Here is a 17,234-nt window from a genome sequence, read left to right as displayed (position 1 = left end):
TCCCGCTGGGTTGCGCAGCAGCCCCAAGGCAATCAACTTGGATACTGTGTTTAATTGGATAATTATCAGGGCTGCTGTGCAGCCCAGCGGGAGCAAGCTCCCTCGCCACGGGGGGCAGGGATAAATTGATTACGGCTGTTTGAAGTGCCCCGGAACATCATGTTCCGTTTCGTTTGGCTTGGTTCTTTTCTGAACTTGAACGTCACTGATCCTGACGCTATTCAATTCGGTGAAGGTCACTCTCAAGAGTGCCTCGGCTTCTTCGGTGCTCAGGGTCTCGGTGTCAGCCGCCAGCACCCGATTATCGGGCTGGCCGTCGGCAATGAAACTGACAATGAATCGGTCCTGGCTCATGCATGACCTCGACAGGTTTAAGCGCCAGGGCGCAGCAACGCTACGCCCCAACGGTTTTTCCGGGTTACGATTTTCTGCCGCCGCCATGGCTGCGTTCGCCACCTTTCTTACCGGCTTCAGAGGCTTTTTCCCGGTCGTTGGCAAAGTTTCCGCCGGAAGCATGTCCGCCTTTCTTGCCGGCTTCGGATGCTTTCTCTCGGTCGTTTGCGAAGTTACCTGGGTTTTTGTTTCCGCTATTAGCCATTTCGAGAATCCTCATTTTGGTTAAGCGAGTAAAACGTGCCTCGCAGTACTGTGAAAGAAATCTGCGGATGGAAGTTTAAAAAAAACGTTTCGCTGGCGACGAACGGTATCAACTAAAGAATTGACGCCTGGGTAACTTATACAGCCGTCTCGCTTGAACTTGTACAGCATCGATTTGATTAATAAGGCAAGCGGCGGCAAATTGTATTTATTCATCATCAAAGAAGTATTCAGTCCTCGCCGCCGCTGACTTTCCAGTGTTTCGCCTCGGGCGCAAACACCACTTGTTCCACCCGGTGTGCGATGCCGAAAGCCAGCGAATTTTCCGCCGGTATCACTCGCTCCTCGGCGCACAGGCATTTGAAGATATCCAGTTGCGTGGCGGCGCCGGCGGTTTCCTTGACGTAGATTTCCACGTACCGCGCCACGTCGTTGTCCAGGCTCGAGAGGTATTCACGCAAGCGCGAGTGATCCACCGATTTCTGGCCGAAATACCAATTCATCGGGTGTATCAGGAAGCGTGAATGTGGGGTGGTGGTGCGGTCGCTGGCGGCCAGGTACATGACGATGCCCATCGACTCGATGTTGCCGGCATTCACCGCGCGCACGGGCACCGGAAGGGATTTGATAAAGGTATAGAGGGTGAAACCGAAATTGGTGCTGCCGCCGACAGTAGAGAGGTTGAGCATCAGCGAGTCGGCGCCTTTTTCAATGGCTTCCAGGCAATTGTCCCGGAAGCGCTCGGTGGTTCCCTGGTCGATCTGGCAATGGAAATGGACGATGTGTTCGGACATCTGAAACTCCTCTCGACTTCACGCGTTGACGAGTCTGCGGATCAGCGGCTCTGTACAGTTGGGAGTCCGCCGGCTGTCGGATGTTCCACTTCCGTCACGCGCTTGTTCAGGTCCTGCTAACAGCGGTCGCTTCGCTTAGCAGGCTTCGACGGCTTGGGCCATGCGCTGCAGGAACATCGTCAGCGCGGCTTCTTGCGCACTGAGTCCTTTGCGTACGCGAGGCTTGGGCAGTTCGCTCAGGATGCCGCCCATGAAGCCTTCCAGCACGGCGGGGTGGATGTAGCATTTGCGACAGACGGCGGGCGTATTGCCCAACTGCCGGGCAACCTGCCTGACCATTTCGGCAACGTGTCGCTTGGCTTCGGTCTCGGTTTCCCACTGCAATGTGCGCAGTCCGTCCAGCGCCGCCGCGCTGCCTGCCCAGGTGCGGTAGTCCTTGGCCGTGAAGTCGGCGCCGGTGAGTGTCTTGAGGTAGGCGTTGATGTCCGAAGACGTGACGGCGTGGCGCTCGCCGTGTTCGTCCAGGTACTGGAACAGGTTCTGCCCGGGAATTTCCTGGCAACGCTTGATGATCCGCGCCAGGCGTCGGTCCTTCACGGTGATCTGGTGTTCAACGCCGCTCTTGCCACGGAACTGGAAAGCGATGGCGCTGCCGTTGACCGCGACATGCTTGTTGCGCAGCGTGGTCAGGCCGTAGGAACGGTTGTCCCGGGCGTATTGGCTATTGCCGACGCGGATCAGCGTGACGTCGAGCAAAGTGATGACCGTTGCCAGGACTTTATCGCGGCTGAAACCGGGCGTGGCGAGGATTTCCTCGAGGCGTTTGCGCAGTCGCGGCAGGGTGCGGCCGAATTCGAGCATGCGTGAGTACTTGTCCGCATCGCGCACTTCGCGCCAGCGCGCATGGTAGCGGTATTGCTTGCGCCCTCGGGCGTCGCGTCCGGTGGCCTGGAGGTGGCCGCGCGGGTCGGTGCAGATCCACACATCGGTGTAGGCCGGCGGAACGGCCAGGGCGTTGATCCGCTGGATTTCGGCGGGATCGGTAATGCGCTGGCCCGACGGGTCGAAGTAACAGAACTTGCCCCGCAGTTTGCGGCGGGTGATGCCCGGGGCGGTGTCGTCGACGTAGTGCAGATCAGCCGGGAGTGCATCGGGCGGCAGGGTGTCGGGCATGTTTGTTCCTTGGCGATGAATTCGAATGGCCTGTGAATTGATTGACCGCCGCCCGTTGCGGTCGTGCCGAGTTTCTTACGTCGGCACAGTCCAGTCCCCTGTGGGAGCGAGCTTGCTCGCGATAGCGGTTTGTCTGACACGGGAATGTTGGATGTACCGGCCCCATCGCGAGCAAGCTCGCTCCCACAGGGGTTGTGTTGATAGTGCTACGCCAACACCGCCACCGCCTTGATCTGCGCCCACAACATCTGCCCCGGATGCAGCTTCAACTGATCCCGGGAATACCGGGTAATCCGCGCCAGCAACGGCGTGCCAGCGGCCTCCAGCCGGATCAGTACATGAGCCGCGTTGTCGCCCGCCAGTTCGCTGACGACCGTCACCGGCAGGCGATTGAGAATGCTGGTCTGTGCATCGTTCGCCAGGCTCAGGCTGACATCCCGCGCCTGTACCTTGAAGCGCAACGGCCGGCCGACAGCCATCGGCTGATGGGCGACACGCACCTGGAGCTGGCTGTCGGGCAGGGTCAGGGTGAGTAGCTGGTATTGCGGGTCATGGGCGCTGACTTTGCCCTGGATCACCACGCCCGCGTCATCGCCCTGGGCCAATGGCAGGTCGAGCCGCGCCAGGGTTTCGGCGATCGGCCCGCTGGCCAGGGCGCGCCCGGCATCGAGCAGCACGATGTGATCAGCCAGGCGCGCGACTTCGTCCTGGGAATGGCTGACGTACAGCACCGGGATGTCCAGTTCATCGTGGAGTCGTTGCAGGTAAGGCAGGATTTCGTTTTTGCGCCGCGTATCGAGGGCCGCCAGTGGCTCGTCCATCAGCAGCAGTCGCGGGCTGGTCAGCAAGGCGCGGGCAATGCCGACGCGCTGGCGTTCGCCGCCGGAGAGGTTATGGGGTTGCCTGTCGAGGAGGTGACCGATGCCGAGCAGTTCCGTCGCGTGGTTCATGTCCACGCGCCGTTGCGCCGGTGCTACGCGCTTGAGGCCGAACGCCAGGTTGTCGCGTACCGACAGGTGGTCAAACAGGCTCGCCTCCTGGAAAACATAGCCCAGCGCGCGCTGGTGAGGTGGCATGAATACGCCGCGCTCACTGTCTTGCCAGACCTCGCCATTGACCTCGATGAAGCCCTGTGAGGGTCGCTCCAGGCCGGCGATGCAGCGCAGGCAAGTGGTCTTGCCGGAGCCGGATTCGCCGTACAGCGCCGTCACCCCACGGCCAGGCAATTGCACGTCCAGGTCGAGGAAAAAGTCGCCGTGGTCGAGTTGAAATCTTGCCTGGATCATTGCTCAGCTCCAGCCGGCACGGGTTCGGCGGCTGGAGTACAGCGCCAGCAGCACCAGGAAGGAAAATCCCAGCATCGCCGCCGCCAGCCAATGGGCCTGGGCATATTCGAGGGCTTCGACATGGTCGTAGATCTGCACCGACACCACCCGGGTCTTCTCTGGAATGTTGCCGCCGATCATCAGCACCACGCCGAATTCACCGACCGTGTGGGCGAAACCGAGAATCGCCGCGGTGATGAAACCGGGTCGGGCCAAGGGCAAGATAACGTGGAAAAAAGTGTCCCATGGACCCGCTCGCAGCGTGGCGGCGACTTCCAGTGGACGATTGCCGATGGCGGAAAACGCGTTCTGCAAGGGCTGGACAACAAACGGCATGGAATAGATTACCGAGCCGATTACCAACCCGGTAAAGCTGAAGGTGAGGGTGCCCAGGCCGAGAGCCTGGGTGAACTGGCCGATCCAGCCGTTCGGACCTAATGCCAGCAACAGATAAAAGCCGATCACGGTGGGCGGCAACACCAGCGGCAGGGCCACCACCGCGCCCACCGGCCCGCGCAGCCAGGATCGGGTGCGCGACAGCCACAGGGCGATGGGTGTGCCGATGAGCAGCAGGATCACCGTGGTCAGCGACGCCAGTTTCAGCGTCAACCAGATGGCCGCGTAATCGGCGCCGGTCAGCGGCATCAGCGTTGATAACCGAAGGACTGGATGATGACGGCGGCTTGCGGGCCCTTGAGGTATTCCATCAAGGCCAGGGCGGCAGGGTTGTCCCGGCCTTTAGCGAGAATCACCGCGTCCTGTTTGATCGGATCATGCAGCTCGGCCGGGACGATCCATGCCGAACCGCTTGCCAGCTTGCCGTCCTTGTACACCTGGGACAGGGCGACGAAGCCCAGTTCGGCGTTGCCGGTGGAGACGAACTGATAGGCCTGGGTGATGTTCTGGCCTTCGACGAGCTTGTTCTTGACCGGCGCGGACAGCCCGAGTTTTTCCAGGACCTGGGTCGCGGCCAGGCCATACGGCGCGGTTTTGGGGTTGGCGATGGACAGGTGCGTGAATGCATTGTCGCGCAGGACCTGGCCCTGGTTGTCGACGTAGTTGTCCTTGGCCGACCACAGCGCCAACGTGCCGATGGCGTAGGTGAAGCGCGAGCCTTTGACGGTAGCGCCTTCGCTTTCGAGCCTGGCCGGGGTGGTGTCGTCGGCGGCGAGGAAGACTTCGAAGGGCGCACCATTCTGGATCTGCGTGTAAAACTGCCCGGTCGCGCCATAGGCGGCTATCAGCTTGTGGCCGGTGTCTTTTTCGAAATCGGCGGCGATGGCCTGTATCGGCGCAGTGAAGTTGGCAGCGACGGCTACCTGCACCTCGTCGGCTTGGGCGGCACTGACACAAAAGCAGGTAGCCAGCAGCAGCCGGGCGAAAGGGTTCGAGCGCATGGGCAGGGTTCCGTGGGGATGGGTTCGCTATATAGCGGAATATATAGCGAATGCCTGGGAAACGGAACGCGGTATTTTGCTGGAAATTTGCGGTGACAGGGCCACCGCCTTCGCGAGCAGGCTCGCTCCCACACTGGATCTACGGTGGATGCGGAATCAGATCCGACACAAAACCCTGTGGGAGCGAGCCTGCTCGCGAAGGCGTCAGTCGACCAAGTCAGCCCTTGAACCGCGCCAGCGCTTCTTCGGCCAGGCGCCGGGTCAGTTCGCCGCTCGGCAGCTCACGCCCCAGGGGAAACGCCTGGCCGGCCCAGAGGTTGGCGAAGTCCGCTTCGTCTTTCGCCCGCAGCGGCATCAAGGCGCCGCCCGCCAGAGGGAAAGCCGGCGCGAGCGGGCTCATCGGGCCGACCTCGCGCATCACCCGGTTGACGATGCCCCGGGCTGGGCGGCCGGTGAACAGGTTGGTAACGGCGGTCTGGCTTTCCCTGGCCGTGCGCAGCGCCCGGTGATGGGAAGGTGTGATCCTGGCTTCCGGCGTGAACAGATAAGCGCTGCCCAACTGCACCGCCGACGCGCCCAGGGCAAACGCCGCGACAATCCCGCGCGCGTCGCCGATCCCGCCGGTGGCGATCACCGGCACCTTCACCGCATCCACCACTTGCGGCAGCAGGGCGAACAGACCCGCCTGGGTGTTGAGGTCCTCGCTCAGGAACATCCCGCGATGACCGCCGGCCTCATAGCCCATGGCGATGATCGCGTCGCAGCCGTGCTGTTCGAGCCAGATGGCTTCTTCGACGGTGGTGGCCGAGGAGAGGATTTTCGCGCCGGTGGCCTTGACCCGATCCAGCAAGGATTTTTCCGGCAGGCCGAAGTGGAAGCTGACCACCTTGGGCCGCAGTTCCTCCAGCACGCGACAGGCCGCATCATCGAACGGGGTGCGATTGGACACCGGCGTCGGCGCTTCGAAGTCGGCGCCCAGTTCTTCGTAATAAGGCTTGAGCCGCTGTTTCCAGGCCTCGGCCCGTTGTTCATCGAACGCCGGTGGCTGGTGCGAGAAAAAATTCACGTTGAACGGTTTGTCGGTCTGTTCGCTGATGGTCGTCAGCGCCTGGCGCAGTTGCTCCACGTCGAGCATCGCCGCCGGCATCGAGCCCAGCCCGCCGGCATTGCAGGTGGCGACTACCATGGCCGGACCGGTTACGCCGGCCAGAGGCCCCTGGATGATGGGCAGCTCGATGCCGAGCAGGTCGAGAATGCGGGTGTCTGGCCACTGACTCATGTTCGGGTGTCTCCGACGGCAGAAGGAAAGCGTGTTTTTAGCAGGTGTCGCCCGGCCAGGACCAGTCGAGTTTTTCAATCGATGTTCGGGTTTGATCCGGGCAAAGGGATGGGTACCATGCGGCTTCCCCCATCAAGGAGCTCGATCCATGGACGTGAAACTCAAGACTGTCGAACCCTTCACCGTCGCCGGTTTGCAGGTGCGCACCCGCAATGCCGACGAGCAGCAAGGCGACACGGCAAAAATCGGCCCGATGTGGCAGCAGTTCTTCACCGAAGGGCTGTTCGAAAACGTTCCGGCCCGACAGTCCGAGTCGTTCGTCTATGGGGTGTATTCCGATTACGAGTCCGATGCCACCGGCTACTTCAACGTGACGGCCGGTGTGCAGGTCGATGCCACGAGCGCAGGTTACCCCGCCGTGGACGTCGAGGGCGGGGATTACCTGGTGTTTTCGGCCAAGGGGCCGATGCCCGATTGCGTGATCCAGGCCTGGGGCCTGATCTGGGCGTACTTCGCCGATAACCCGCAGACCGTGCGCCGGTTCACCACCGATTTCGAGGTCTACAACGCGCCCGACTCGGTGGCGATCTATATCGGCGTTCAGTCTGCCGATGAGCGTTCCAGCGCCAGCAGCTGACGCTTGCGCTCGACGCCCCAGCGATAGCCCGAGAGGTTGCCGTCGCTGCGCACCACCCGGTGGCAGGGGATCGCCACGGCGAGGCTGTTGGCGCCGCAGGCTTGGGCCACGGCGCGGACGGCCTTGGGCAGGCCGATGCGCTGGGCGATCTCGGCGTAGCTGGCGGTGCTGCCCGGCGGAATCTCCCGCAGGGCCTGCCAGACCCGTTCCTGAAAGGCCGTGCCGCGCAGGTCCAGCGGCAGGTCGAGGCCCAGGGCCGGCGCTTCGATGAACCCCACGACCTGGGCAATCAACTGCTCGAATTCCCGGTCGGCGCCGATGAGGTTGGCGCGGCGGAATTTGTCCTGCAGGTCGCGTACCAGTGCGTCCGGATCGTCCCCCAGCAGAATCGCGCACACGCCACGGTCGCTTTGCGCCACCAGGATCGCCCCCAGGGAGCACTGGCCGACGGCGAAGCGAATGTCGGTGTTCTGCCCGGCGGCGCGGTAGTCGGCCGGTTTCATGCCGAGGACTTTGTCGGCGGCTTCATAGAAGCGGCTGTTGGAATTGAAACCGGCGTCATACAGCGCCTCGGTCACCGTCCCGGCTTCGGCCAGGCGTTCGCGCACTTTGCGCGAGCGGTGGGCGGCGGCGTAGGCCCTGGGCGTCAGGCCGGTGACAGACTTGAAAACGCGATGGAAATGAAAAGGGCTCAAACCCGCGCTCAGCGCCAGTTCGTTCAGGCCTGGCAGTTCCTCGGCGGCCTCGATCTGTCGGCAGGCGGCCGCGACCCGGGCGGCCTGTTGCGCGGCGATCTGGGTCTGGTCCCTGGCCACGCGTTTGCTGGGACGATAACCGGCCGCCTGGGCCTGTTCCGGTGTGTCGAAGAATTCGACGTTACGCGGGTTGGGCAGGCGCGACAGGCTGCTGGGGTGGCAATAGATGCCGGTGGTTTTCACGCCATAGACAAATTGCCCGTCGGCACGCGGGTCCCGGGCAAGCACGGCGGCCCAGCGGGGATCCTGGTCAGAGGCGAGAGTGTTTGAAGTGCTGTTCATGGTCGTTATTCCATTGGCCCGTTTTGCCTACAGTAGCGAGCCATCCAGGTGGCGACACTCCGGGTCTTGCGGTTGAATTCTGCGCTGTTATCCGGCCATGCGGAACGTCAGATTGATCCGCTGGGCACCCAGCGTCGGATGCTCTCCCGGCTTGAGTGGCAGCACGCCGTGGAAACGCAAGCGATCCACACCGCCCCAGACGACGATGTCGCCGTGGAACAGCGCAATGCGCTGGCTTTTGTCGCTGCGCTCGAACCCGCCGAACTGGAACATCGCCGGCAGGCCAAGGGAGAGCGAGACGACGGGGGCCGTCAGGGAGCGTTCGTTCTTGTCCTGGTGCAGCGACATTCGGGCACCGGGCACGTAGCGGTTGATCAGGCAGGCATCGGGCTCGAAGTGTTCGAACCCCGCCTGCCGGGCGGCGTTACGGGCCAGGTCGCGAAACAGCTGTGGCATGTCGGGCCAGGGCTGGCCGGTCTGCGGGTCGTGGGCCGTGTAGCGATAGCCGCTGCGGTCGGTGGTCCAGCCGAGCGCGCCGCAACTGGTCAAGGCCACCGACATGGTAAAACCGCCGGGCGTGACCATCTGCCGGAATGGCGCCGCCTGCAAGACGCTTTCCAGCGCCGGCAGCACGCGGTCGATCCAGGGCAGGGCAAACCCGCGTAATACGAAGGATTGCTGGCCGATCTGTTCGACCTCGCCGGGCGTGGTGGGCGGTTGATCGGCGAACAGATCCAGAGTGATGGGCGTGTGGTCATTGCGCATCATGAAAAATGATCCCAAGTGTATGCCGGCGGCCGCTGTGCAAGCGGCTGACGCCATGGCGCAGGTTCACTCGATAATAACCGCGAACGCCTTTGACGGGTCGCTGGTGTACGGCGAACATCACGGCGTCGCCCTGTTTCAGATCGATGACCTGTGGTCGTGACTGCATGCGCGGGCGCTGTTCGGTGAGGACAAATTCGCCGCCGGCAAAGTCCTCGCCCGGCTCCGCCAGCAGGATCGCCACCTGCAACGGGAATACGTGCTCGCCGTACAGGTCCTGATGCAGGCAATTGTAGTCCTGCGGGCCATATTGCAGCAGCAGCGGCGTAGGGCGTTGTTGGCCTGCGGTGTGGCAGCGCCGGATGAAGTCTCCGTGCTGCTCGGGATAGCGTACTGGCAGGCCCATGCAATCGTTCCAGCGGTTGGCCAGCGGCACCAGCCGCGAATACAGCGATTGACGTAATTGCTGGACAACCTCGGGTAGCGGATAAGCAAAGTACTGGTACTCGCCGCGTCCGAATCCATGACGGGCCATCACCACGCGGGAACGAAACAGCCCCGGGTCGCTGTACAAGCCTCGCAGCTGCAGGCACAGCGCTGCCGGCAGCAGGTTGCGAATGATCGCGCAGCCGTCCTGGTCGAGGCTTTGTTCCAGGGCGGGCCAGTCGAGGTCGGCGATGGGGCGGGGCAGGGAGGACTCAGAGGGCATGATTGCAATCCTGAATGGGAGGACTGCCCAGTCTGAGCACTACTGCGTCGCCCGCACCCCGATTCTTGCGGTGTGATGAGTTTTCTGTGGCGGGGGAGCTTGCTCCCGCTGGGTGGCGCAGCCGCCCCAATCAGGCAGATGAAGCCATTATGATGTACCGCGTCAATGCGTTTTACGACTGCTGCGCAGCCGAGCGGGAGCAAGCTCCCTCGCCACGAAAGGCATTTTGTCCCGCCGTTCAGAGGGCCTTGCTGACCTTGAGGTCGCTGATCACATCATCGCTCTCGCCATGCAGCTTCTTCAGCTCTGCCAGGGCTTCTTCCTCGGTGCCATTTTGCAACTGCGCGAACTCGAAGCGGCGTTCGCCGTTGAGCTTGTACTTGATGACGTATTTGGTCGTCTGGGCCACGGTTATTCCTGTCTTCGTCTGGGACGATGCTCAGCTCAGTTTCGAGCTGGAGCGCCGGATGATCTTGATCTTGTGGGTCAGGGTCGGTTTGCGGGTAACGCTGATGGCGCGACGGTTGACGGTATCGATGGTGATGTTCCAGAAGCCTGTGCTCGGTGCGGTGATCCGTGCCGGGAACGTGTCGAACGCGCCGCCATGGTACGTGTGCCGGCCACCGTTCTTGAAGCTGCGGAAATTGGCGTCGTTCATCAAACGGATGTTGCACATTTGGGAGCATTCGATAACGACGATATCGTCCTCGTTGAGGTGCTCGCGCTGGTGGATGAATTTCAAGGGTGCCTCCAGAAGGGCATTTCTTGCCGGGTCAGGACAGAAGATGAAGCAAATAATGGCGCGCAGTTTATCAGCACCACGGGTTAATATCCGACCCCTGTCCCAGGCTGGGCTGATTTATTACCGGCCACTGGGTAAAAAAGCGCAGCGCAGGGGAGAAAAGCAGTGTTTATGCTGTCGGAGGGTCTTTATCGGAGGAATCGTATGAAGCGCAGCGTGTGGGTATTGGCTTTGGCCCTGAGTGGATGTGCGTCGGTATCGGACATCAACCAGACACCGCCCACCATGAGCGTCATCTCCGGAAAGAAGCCCCATGAATACGCCCGGTGTGTTGCCGACAAGCTGCTCGAGAGCCGTGGCCCGCTGCAAATGGAGCCGCATAAAAACGGCGTTCGGGTGATCGTTCCCGGCAAGCTGTCGGCGCTGCCGGCGGCGGTGTTCGACATTGACGAGCGCTCCAGCGGCAGCAGCATCAAGCTGCATGAAAGCATGTCCAACGTGCCCGTGCGCCCCGGGGATGTACAGGACGCGGCCAACGCCTGCATTTCCGGTTGAGCGTGGGCTCGGCCTGACGGATCGCCAGGCATCGGTTAAACTTCCACCCTCGATACAAGAATGCCGCCACGGTCGCCGTTGGCGGCATTGTCATTTATGGAGCCCGGTCAATGAAACGCGAACAGGTGCGCGAGCGCCATGCAGAAGGCCTGATCTGCGCCACCCACGTGATCCAGAACCCTGGGAGCCCGGGCGAGTGGATTGTGTTCTTCAAGAAAAGCGCCGGACGCAGTTTTTTCCTGGTGGACGACCAGGACGAAGTTGAATCCTTCTCCCGGCTCGACGACCTGATCGAGACCTTGCGGGGCCTGGGGATCAAGTTCGCCGAGATTCACATCTAGTTTATTTGCCCACTTTTATTTGCACACCACGACGACACTGCGGCTACTGAAGTTGCCCACGTCGACCCCCAGAGTCTTTTCGCTTTCCTTGGCTTGTGGTGTGCCGTCGGTGCCGACGATGCGATAACCCGTGCCGGCGCAGGACGCATCGGCTTTTTCGTAGCAGGTCGCCCAGGAATTGGCTTCGCCCGAGCAGTCGATGGCCAGGCCTTGTTCACCGTTGGCCAGGTAGGTTTTTTCCGCCGAGGCACAGCCCGCCAGGGCCAGGACTGTAAACAGCGCCAGAAGTGTTTTCATGGGATCGTCATCGAGAGGGGGGAGGAATGGCGCGAGATTATAGCGAATGGCCATTCCGGTACAGCTAAACCACAGTTCCCATCAAGGCAATGATGGGATGGCCCGACTATTTCTTGCGGCGAGTATTGCGTGCCGGAGCCTTTTCGCGCTCCCGGGGCGCCGGGGCAGAGCGTTCATCCTGGAATACCGCAGCCACTTCCACCGCCATGGCCTTGCTGGGCAAGGGGCCGGCGACCTGTTCACCGTGGTAATTGGTAATCCACCACTGGCCGTCCTTGTCCTGGCTGACCGAGTAACCGTTTGCGTTTGGAGTTGCCGACATCTAATTGCCCCGTTGGCGTGATCAAGGCGGCCATGATACGTCAAAAGCTCGCAAACAGCGCCCATGGGCGTACAGTGAGACCGCTGGAACCATCGAAGCGAAAGGCGATTGAACTATCCGCCGGTTTATTTCTCTATGATGGCATCGGTTGGCCAGCGTGGGCATTGTAAGGTGCCTGCGGCCTGATTAGACTGCGCCGAAACTCGTACATACCGCCTTTTCAAGGACTTATATGATCAAGAAATGCTTGTTCCCAGCAGCCGGTTACGGTACTCGCTTCCTGCCAGCGACTAAAGCCATGCCCAAAGAAATGCTGCCGGTGGTGAACAAGCCACTGATCCAGTACGGTGTCGAAGAAGCCCTTGACGCAGGCCTGACGGAAATTTCCATCGTCACCGGCCGTGGCAAGCGCGCCCTGGAAGACCATTTCGACATCAGCTACGAGCTGGAAAACCAGATCAAGGGCACCGACAAGGAAAAATACCTGGTCGGCATCCGCAAGCTGCTGGACGAGTGCTCGTTCTCCTATACCCGCCAGACCGAAATGAAAGGCCTGGGCCACGCGATCCTGACCGGTCGCCCGCTGATCGGTGACGAACCGTTCGCCGTGGTGCTGGCGGACGACTTGTGCGTCAACCTCGAAGGCGACGGCGTACTGACCCAGATGGTCAAGCTGTATAAGCAGTTCCGCTGCTCCATCGTGGCGATCCAGGAAGTGGATCCGCAGGAAACCAACAAGTACGGTGTGATCGCCGGCGAGATGATCCGCGAAGACATCTACCGGGTTCACAGCATGGTCGAGAAGCCAAAGCCTGAAGACGCACCGTCGAACCTGGCGATCATCGGCCGCTACATCCTGACTCCGGACATCTTCGACCTGATCGAACAGACCGAGCCAGGCAAGGGCGGTGAAATCCAGATCACCGACGCGCTGATGAAACAAGCCCAGAACGGCTGCGTGATGGCCTACAAGTTCAAGGGCAAGCGTTTCGACTGCGGTGGCGCCGAAGGTTACATCGACGCGACCAACTTCTGCTTCGAGAACTTCTACAAGACCGGCAAGGCTTACTGATAGCCTGCACCGTGCCTTGAAAAAACGCCCCGACTGGTTCGGGGCGTTTTTTTGCCTGCCGCTCCAGACGCTGAATCCTCGTTGAATTGCGACTGCTTCGCAGCCGAGCGGGAGCAAGCTCCCTCGCCACAAAGGCAACCTGCGAAATGCCGGTTGGCTTTTGCGCTTGCGCCCCCATAATCATTTCCATCGCTGCCCGATCGGGCTGCTCCATGCAGGAACAGCAGGTATGCTGACGGCCTGCCGAAGGAGATGAATGATGGCCTACGATTTTGACCTGTATGTGATTGGCGCCGGTTCCGGCGGTGTTCGAGCCGCACGGTTTGCCGCCGGTTTTGGAGCCAAGGTGGCCGTGGCGGAAAGCCGCTACCTGGGCGGCACCTGCGTGAATGTCGGCTGCGTGCCGAAAAAACTGCTGGTCTACGGCGCGCATTACGCCGAGGACTTCGAGCAAGCGTCGGCCTATGGCTGGACAGCGGGCGAGGCGAGTTTCGACTGGGCCACGCTGATCGCCAACAAGGATCGCGAGATCAATCGCCTCAACGGCATCTATCGCAACCTGCTGGTCAACAGCGGTGTCACTCTGCATGAAGGTCACGCGAAGATTACCGGCCCTCACGAAGTGGAAATCAACGGCCAGCGCCACACCGCACAGCACATCATGATCGCCACGGGCGGCTGGCCGGTGATCCCGGACATTCCGGGGCGCGAGCACGCCATCAGTTCCAACGAGGCGTTTTTTCTCAAATCGCTGCCCAAGCGCATGCTGGTGGTTGGTGGTGGCTATATCGCAGTGGAGTTCGCCGGGATTTTCCATGGCATGGGCGCGCAGACTTCCTTGCTGTATCGCGGCGACCTGTTCCTGCGCGGCTTCGACGGCGCGGTGCGCAAACACCTGGCCGAAGAGCTGCAACGCCGTGGCCTCGACCTGCAATTCAAGGCCGACATCCAGCGCATCGACAAGGAAGCCGACGGCAGCCTGAAGGTGACGCTCAAGGACGGTCGCACCCTGGTCACCGATTGCGTGTTCTACGCCACTGGCCGCCGCCCGATGCTGGACAACCTCGGCCTGGAGAACACCGGCGTCACGCTGGACGACAAGGGTTTTGTGCAGGTCAACGAAAAGTACGAGACCGCCGAGCCGTCGATCCTGGCGATTGGCGACGTGATCGGTCGCGTGCAGTTGACCCCCGTCGCACTGGCCGAAGGCATGGCAGTGGCGCGGCGCCTGTTCAAGCCCGAGCAATACCGTCTGGTGGATTACCGGATGATTCCCACGGCCGTGTTCAGCCTGCCAAACATCGGCACCGTTGGCCTGACTGAAGAGCAGGCCCGGGAGGAGGGCCATGAGGTGCAGATTTTCGAAAGCCGTTTCCGGCCGATGAAGCTGACTCTCACCGAGTGCCAGGAGCGCACGCTGATGAAGCTGGTGGTCGACGCCAGCTCCGACAAGGTGCTGGGTTGCCACATGGTCGGGCCGGACGCCGGGGAAATTGTCCAGGGCCTGGCGATCGCCCTCAAGGCCGGGGCCACCAAGCGCGACTTCGACGAGACCATTGGCGTGCACCCAACCGCCGCCGAAGAATTCGTCACCATGCGCACGCCAACCGCCTGATTGGCGCCTGCGAACCAAGGCTGTGATCCATCGGTCCAGCCTTGTGAACTGTTTGGCAACTGCCACGATCAACAAAGGGTCGCCTGTGGCAGGTCCACAGATTTCTTCTATCTATATAGCTTCCTGATAGCCAAAACCAATCATTCGCATGAGCTTTGCCAATGAGCCAGCGGCGGCATGAGTGGCTAAGATTCACTTCATCAACTTCTCAACCCCTGACGGAGAGTCAACGATGCCTATCATCAACAGCCAAGTTAAACCGTTCAAAGCTACCGCTTTCAAAAACGGCGCATTCGTCGAAGTCTCGGACGCCGACCTGAAAGGCAAGTGGTCTGTCGTGTTCTTCTACCCGGCTGACTTCACCTTCGTTTGCCCAACCGAACTGGAAGACCTGGCCGACAACTACGCCGAGTTCCAGAAGCTGGGCGTCGAGATCTACAGCGTGTCGACCGACACTCACTTCGCCCACGCTGCCTGGCACAACACCTCGCCAGCCATCGGCAAGATCCAGTACACCATGATCGGCGACCCGACCCTGGCCATCTCCCGCAACTTCGACGTGCTGATCGAAGAAGCCGGTCTGGCGGATCGCGGTACTTTCGTGATCAACCCGGAAGGCCAGATCAAGATCGTTGAAATCAACGACGGCGGTGTAGGCCGTGACGCTTCCGAGCTGCTGCGCAAGATCAAGGCTGCTCAGTACGTTGCTGCCCACCCAGGCGAAGTCTGCCCAGCCAAGTGGAAAGAAGGCGAGGCCACTCTGGCTCCGTCCCTGGACCTGGTCGGCAAGATCTAAACCAGTGCGTTATCCGAGGGCGATTCGCTCTTAGCCAAGTAAGCCGCTTCGCCCCAAAAAACGCCCGGGCGAGATTCGCTCGGGCGTTGTTTTTTCTGAAATTCAAACATGGAAATCGCCCGTATGTTGGACGCCAATCTTAAAGCTCAGTTGAAGTCATACCTGGAACGGGTCACCCAGCCGATCGAGATCGTTGCATCCCTCGACGACGGTGCGAAATCCCAGGAAATGCTTGCATTACTCAAAGACGTTGCCAGTCTTTCCAACCAGATTACCTTGCTCGACAACGGTACTGATGCGCGCAAGCCATCGTTCTCGTTGAATCGCCCGGGAGCCGATATCAGCCTGCGCTTCGCCGGCATTCCCATGGGGCACGAATTCACTTCGCTGGTGCTGGCCCTGCTGCAAGTCGGCGGCCACCCTTCGAAGGCCAGTGTCGAAGTGATCGAACAGATCCGCTCGCTCAAGGGCGAGTTCAACTTCGAGACGTATTTCTCGCTGTCATGCCAGAACTGCCCGGACGTGGTCCAGGCGTTGAACCTGATGGCGGTGCTGAACCCGAACATCCGTCACGTCGCCATCGACGGCGCGCTGTTCCAGGCCGAAGTCGACGAACGCCAGATCATGGCGGTGCCGAGCATCTACCTGAACGGCGTCAACTTCGGCCAGGGTCGCATGGGCCTGGAAGAAATCCTCGCCAAGATCGACACCAGCGGCATCGAGCGTCAGGCCGAGAAGATCAGCGCCAAGGATGCTTTTGATGTACTGGTGGTCGGCGGTGGCCCGGCCGGTGCTTCGGCAGCGATCTACGCCGCCCGTAAAGGCATCCGCACCGGTGTCGCGGCCGAGCGTTTCGGCGGCCAGGTGCTCGACACCATGGCGATCGAGAACTTCATCTCGGTCCAGGAAACCGAAGGCCCGAAACTGGCCGTCGCCCTGGAAGAGCACGTCAAGCAGTACGACGTCGACATCATGAACCTGCAACGTGCCGACGCTTTGGTCGCTGGCAAAGACGGCGGGCTGCATGAGATCAAGTTCGCCAGCGGTGCGAGCCTCAAGGCCAGGACCGTGATCCTGGCGACCGGTGCCCGCTGGCGTGAAATGAACGTGCCGGGCGAGCAGCAATACCGCAACAAGGGCGTGGCGTACTGCCCGCACTGTGACGGTCCGCTGTTCAAAGGCAAGCGCGTAGCGGTGATCGGCGGCGGCAACTCCGGCGTCGAAGCGGCTATCGACCTCGCGGGTATCGTGGCTCATGTCACCTTGCTGGAGTTCGACGTGCAATTGCGTGCCGACGCGGTGTTGCAGCGCAAACTGCACAGTCTGCCGAACGTGACGGTGATCACCAACGCCCAGACCACCGAAGTGACGGGCGACGGCCAGAAGGTCAACGGTTTGCGCTACAAGGACCGTCCAAGCGGTGAAGTACGCGACGTGACGCTGGAAGGCATCTTCGTGCAGATCGGCCTGTTGCCAAACACCGATTGGCTCAAGGGCACCGTCGAGCTGTCGCCGCGTGGCGAGATCATCGTCGATGCGCGCGGTGAAACCTCGATTCCGGGTGTGTTCGCCGCCGGTGACGTGACCACCGTGCCGTACAAGCAGATCGTGATCGCCGTGGGCGAGGGTGCCAAGGCTTCGTTGAGCGCCTTCGATCACCTGATCCGTACCTCCGCCCCGGCCTGACGCCAGCCGCTGGAAAAACAAAACCCCATGGGCCACGGCTCATGGGGTTTTTTTTGCATTACGCATAACCCTGTGGGAGCGAGCCTGCTCGCGAA

22 protein-coding genes are annotated in these 17,234 nt (G+C 61.3%); 7 read left to right on the top strand and 15 right to left on the bottom strand.

Annotation, left to right across the window (positions count from 1 at the left end; translation table 11 throughout):
* Window positions 1-129 precede the first annotated feature (129 nt).
* The 8 genes from J3P89_RS17045 to J3P89_RS17010 all read right to left on the bottom strand — a co-directional run bounded on the left by J3P89_RS17045 (window position 130) and on the right by J3P89_RS17010 (window position 6,565).
* Window positions 130-441: a hypothetical protein gene (locus J3P89_RS17045; RefSeq protein ID WP_434695002.1), complete on the bottom strand. Its 312-nt coding sequence runs from the start codon at window positions 439-441 to the stop codon at window positions 130-132.
* Window positions 419-598 carry a general stress protein gene (locus J3P89_RS17040; protein WP_186614672.1) on the bottom strand — a complete coding sequence of 60 codons (180 nt, stop codon included), beginning with the start codon at window positions 596-598 and terminating at the stop codon, window positions 419-421. Before J3P89_RS17040 ends, J3P89_RS17045 begins: the two co-directional genes overlap by 23 nt.
* A gap of 229 nt (window positions 599-827) precedes the next feature.
* Complete coding sequence (locus tag J3P89_RS17035; protein ID WP_039592957.1) at window positions 828-1,391, bottom strand: ATP-dependent Clp protease proteolytic subunit; 564 nt, start codon at window positions 1,389-1,391, stop codon at window positions 828-830.
* 135 nt (window positions 1,392-1,526) lie between these two features.
* Window positions 1,527-2,564, bottom strand: coding sequence for a DNA topoisomerase IB (locus tag J3P89_RS17030; protein ID WP_434695001.1), 1,038 nt, complete (start codon window positions 2,562-2,564; stop codon window positions 1,527-1,529).
* A 206-nt stretch (window positions 2,565-2,770) separates the two neighbouring features.
* A complete protein-coding gene (gene modC, locus J3P89_RS17025) occupies window positions 2,771-3,850 on the bottom strand; it encodes a molybdenum ABC transporter ATP-binding protein (RefSeq protein ID WP_434695000.1) in 1,080 nt (359 codons plus the stop codon).
* A 3-nt stretch (window positions 3,851-3,853) separates the two neighbouring features.
* The gene (gene modB / locus J3P89_RS17020; RefSeq protein ID WP_434624487.1) at window positions 3,854-4,534 is read right to left on the bottom strand and encodes a molybdate ABC transporter permease subunit; all 681 of its coding nucleotides are present in this window, start codon (window positions 4,532-4,534) and stop codon (window positions 3,854-3,856) included.
* Window positions 4,534-5,286 carry a molybdate ABC transporter substrate-binding protein gene (gene modA, locus J3P89_RS17015; protein ID WP_434694999.1) on the bottom strand — a complete coding sequence of 251 codons (753 nt, stop codon included), beginning with the start codon at window positions 5,284-5,286 and terminating at the stop codon, window positions 4,534-4,536. Before modA ends, modB begins: the two co-directional genes overlap by 1 nt.
* 217 nt (window positions 5,287-5,503) lie before the next feature.
* Window positions 5,504-6,565 (bottom strand): NAD(P)H-dependent flavin oxidoreductase, encoded by a 1,062-nt coding sequence (locus J3P89_RS17010; protein WP_434694998.1) that lies wholly within the window; start codon window positions 6,563-6,565, stop codon window positions 5,504-5,506.
* A 148-nt stretch (window positions 6,566-6,713) separates the two neighbouring features.
* Between J3P89_RS17010 and J3P89_RS17005 the strand changes: the two genes are divergently transcribed.
* Window positions 6,714-7,202, top strand: coding sequence for a GyrI-like domain-containing protein (locus tag J3P89_RS17005; RefSeq protein WP_434694997.1), 489 nt, complete (start codon window positions 6,714-6,716; stop codon window positions 7,200-7,202).
* Here the strand turns inward: J3P89_RS17005 and ada are convergent.
* The 5 genes from ada to J3P89_RS16980 form a co-directional block, all read right to left on the bottom strand.
* Window positions 7,166-8,239, bottom strand: a complete 1,074-nt coding sequence (gene ada / locus J3P89_RS17000) for a bifunctional DNA-binding transcriptional regulator/O6-methylguanine-DNA methyltransferase Ada (protein ID WP_434603935.1) — start codon at window positions 8,237-8,239, stop codon at window positions 7,166-7,168. The genes J3P89_RS17005 and ada overlap by 37 nt on opposite strands.
* An 87-nt stretch (window positions 8,240-8,326) precedes the next feature.
* A complete protein-coding gene (gene alkB, locus J3P89_RS16995) occupies window positions 8,327-9,004 on the bottom strand; it encodes a DNA oxidative demethylase AlkB (RefSeq protein ID WP_434605065.1) in 678 nt (225 codons plus the stop codon).
* Entirely contained in the window at window positions 8,994-9,713 is a 720-nt protein-coding gene (locus J3P89_RS16990; RefSeq protein ID WP_434694996.1) for a 2OG-Fe(II) oxygenase, read from the bottom strand. The genes alkB and J3P89_RS16990 overlap by 11 nt, the downstream gene beginning before the upstream one ends.
* Window positions 9,714-9,951: 238 nt before the next feature.
* Entirely contained in the window at window positions 9,952-10,122 is a 171-nt protein-coding gene (locus J3P89_RS16985; RefSeq protein WP_305495364.1) for a hypothetical protein, read from the bottom strand.
* 30 nt (window positions 10,123-10,152) lie between these two features.
* A complete protein-coding gene (locus J3P89_RS16980) occupies window positions 10,153-10,455 on the bottom strand; it encodes a DUF1883 domain-containing protein (protein ID WP_003182962.1) in 303 nt (100 codons plus the stop codon).
* Between the two features lie 204 nt (window positions 10,456-10,659).
* Between J3P89_RS16980 and J3P89_RS16975 the strand changes: the two genes are divergently transcribed.
* Both J3P89_RS16975 and J3P89_RS16970 read left to right on the top strand, forming a co-directional pair.
* A complete protein-coding gene (locus tag J3P89_RS16975) occupies window positions 10,660-11,010 on the top strand; it encodes a hypothetical protein (protein ID WP_434568904.1) in 351 nt (116 codons plus the stop codon).
* Between the two features lie 110 nt (window positions 11,011-11,120).
* A complete protein-coding gene (locus tag J3P89_RS16970) occupies window positions 11,121-11,351 on the top strand; it encodes a hypothetical protein (RefSeq protein ID WP_305495360.1) in 231 nt (76 codons plus the stop codon).
* A gap of 15 nt (window positions 11,352-11,366) precedes the next feature.
* On the opposite strand, the gene J3P89_RS16965 is transcribed toward J3P89_RS16970, so the two are convergent.
* Window positions 11,367-11,648, bottom strand: a complete 282-nt coding sequence (locus tag J3P89_RS16965) for a hypothetical protein (RefSeq protein WP_305495358.1) — start codon at window positions 11,646-11,648, stop codon at window positions 11,367-11,369.
* Window positions 11,649-11,754: 106 nt separating this feature from the next.
* The gene (locus J3P89_RS16960) at window positions 11,755-11,970 is read right to left on the bottom strand and encodes a hypothetical protein (RefSeq protein ID WP_305495356.1); all 216 of its coding nucleotides are present in this window, start codon (window positions 11,968-11,970) and stop codon (window positions 11,755-11,757) included.
* A 232-nt stretch (window positions 11,971-12,202) separates the two neighbouring features.
* On the opposite strand from J3P89_RS16960, the gene galU reads away from it, so the two are divergent.
* From galU to ahpF, 4 genes are all read left to right on the top strand, one after another.
* Window positions 12,203-13,042 carry a UTP--glucose-1-phosphate uridylyltransferase GalU gene (gene galU, locus J3P89_RS16955; RefSeq protein ID WP_039592970.1) on the top strand — a complete coding sequence of 280 codons (840 nt, stop codon included), beginning with the start codon at window positions 12,203-12,205 and terminating at the stop codon, window positions 13,040-13,042.
* A gap of 259 nt (window positions 13,043-13,301) precedes the next feature.
* The gene (gorA, locus tag J3P89_RS16950; RefSeq protein WP_434624470.1) at window positions 13,302-14,657 is read left to right on the top strand and encodes a glutathione-disulfide reductase; all 1,356 of its coding nucleotides are present in this window, start codon (window positions 13,302-13,304) and stop codon (window positions 14,655-14,657) included.
* Window positions 14,658-14,889: 232 nt separating this feature from the next.
* Complete coding sequence (gene ahpC, locus J3P89_RS16945) at window positions 14,890-15,453, top strand: alkyl hydroperoxide reductase subunit C (RefSeq protein WP_011061677.1); 564 nt, start codon at window positions 14,890-14,892, stop codon at window positions 15,451-15,453.
* Between the two features lie 123 nt (window positions 15,454-15,576).
* On the top strand, window positions 15,577-17,139 hold the full coding sequence (ahpF, locus tag J3P89_RS16940; protein WP_305495341.1) for an alkyl hydroperoxide reductase subunit F: 1,563 nt from the start codon (window positions 15,577-15,579) through the stop codon (window positions 17,137-17,139).
* Window positions 17,140-17,234 lie beyond the last annotated feature (95 nt).

Origin of the sequence: Pseudomonas sp. Z1-14 (assembly GCF_051132005.1) — a bacterium.
Classification (GTDB): Bacteria; Pseudomonadota; Gammaproteobacteria; order Pseudomonadales; family Pseudomonadaceae; genus Aquipseudomonas.
The sequence above is the reverse complement of the archived record's forward strand: the minus strand, read 5'-3'. Positions and strand labels throughout refer to the sequence as shown.

Coding starts and splice junctions, on each gene's coding strand:
- J3P89_RS17045 (WP_434695002.1), bottom strand. CDS start 441: ATGGCGGCGGCAGAAAATCGTAACCCGGAAAAACCGTTGGGGCGTAGC.
- J3P89_RS17040 (WP_186614672.1), bottom strand. CDS start 598: ATGGCTAATAGCGGAAACAAAAACCCAGGTAACTTCGCAAACGACCGA.
- J3P89_RS17035 (WP_039592957.1), bottom strand. CDS start 1,391: ATGTCCGAACACATCGTCCATTTCCATTGCCAGATCGACCAGGGAACC.
- J3P89_RS17030 (WP_434695001.1), bottom strand. CDS start 2,564: ATGCCCGACACCCTGCCGCCCGATGCACTCCCGGCTGATCTGCACTAC.
- modC (WP_434695000.1), bottom strand. CDS start 3,850: ATGATCCAGGCAAGATTTCAACTCGACCACGGCGACTTTTTCCTCGAC.
- modB (WP_434624487.1), bottom strand. CDS start 4,534: ATGCCGCTGACCGGCGCCGATTACGCGGCCATCTGGTTGACGCTGAAA.
- modA (WP_434694999.1), bottom strand. CDS start 5,286: ATGCGCTCGAACCCTTTCGCCCGGCTGCTGCTGGCTACCTGCTTTTGT.
- J3P89_RS17010 (WP_434694998.1), bottom strand. CDS start 6,565: ATGAGTCAGTGGCCAGACACCCGCATTCTCGACCTGCTCGGCATCGAG.
- J3P89_RS17005 (WP_434694997.1), top strand. CDS start 6,714: ATGGACGTGAAACTCAAGACTGTCGAACCCTTCACCGTCGCCGGTTTG.
- ada (WP_434603935.1), bottom strand. CDS start 8,239: ATGAACAGCACTTCAAACACTCTCGCCTCTGACCAGGATCCCCGCTGG.
- alkB (WP_434605065.1), bottom strand. CDS start 9,004: ATGCGCAATGACCACACGCCCATCACTCTGGATCTGTTCGCCGATCAA.
- J3P89_RS16990 (WP_434694996.1), bottom strand. CDS start 9,713: ATGCCCTCTGAGTCCTCCCTGCCCCGCCCCATCGCCGACCTCGACTGG.
- J3P89_RS16975 (WP_434568904.1), top strand. CDS start 10,660: ATGAAGCGCAGCGTGTGGGTATTGGCTTTGGCCCTGAGTGGATGTGCG.
- J3P89_RS16970 (WP_305495360.1), top strand. CDS start 11,121: ATGAAACGCGAACAGGTGCGCGAGCGCCATGCAGAAGGCCTGATCTGC.
- J3P89_RS16965 (WP_305495358.1), bottom strand. CDS start 11,648: ATGAAAACACTTCTGGCGCTGTTTACAGTCCTGGCCCTGGCGGGCTGT.
- J3P89_RS16960 (WP_305495356.1), bottom strand. CDS start 11,970: ATGTCGGCAACTCCAAACGCAAACGGTTACTCGGTCAGCCAGGACAAG.
- galU (WP_039592970.1), top strand. CDS start 12,203: ATGATCAAGAAATGCTTGTTCCCAGCAGCCGGTTACGGTACTCGCTTC.
- gorA (WP_434624470.1), top strand. CDS start 13,302: ATGGCCTACGATTTTGACCTGTATGTGATTGGCGCCGGTTCCGGCGGT.
- ahpC (WP_011061677.1), top strand. CDS start 14,890: ATGCCTATCATCAACAGCCAAGTTAAACCGTTCAAAGCTACCGCTTTC.
- ahpF (WP_305495341.1), top strand. CDS start 15,577: ATGTTGGACGCCAATCTTAAAGCTCAGTTGAAGTCATACCTGGAACGG.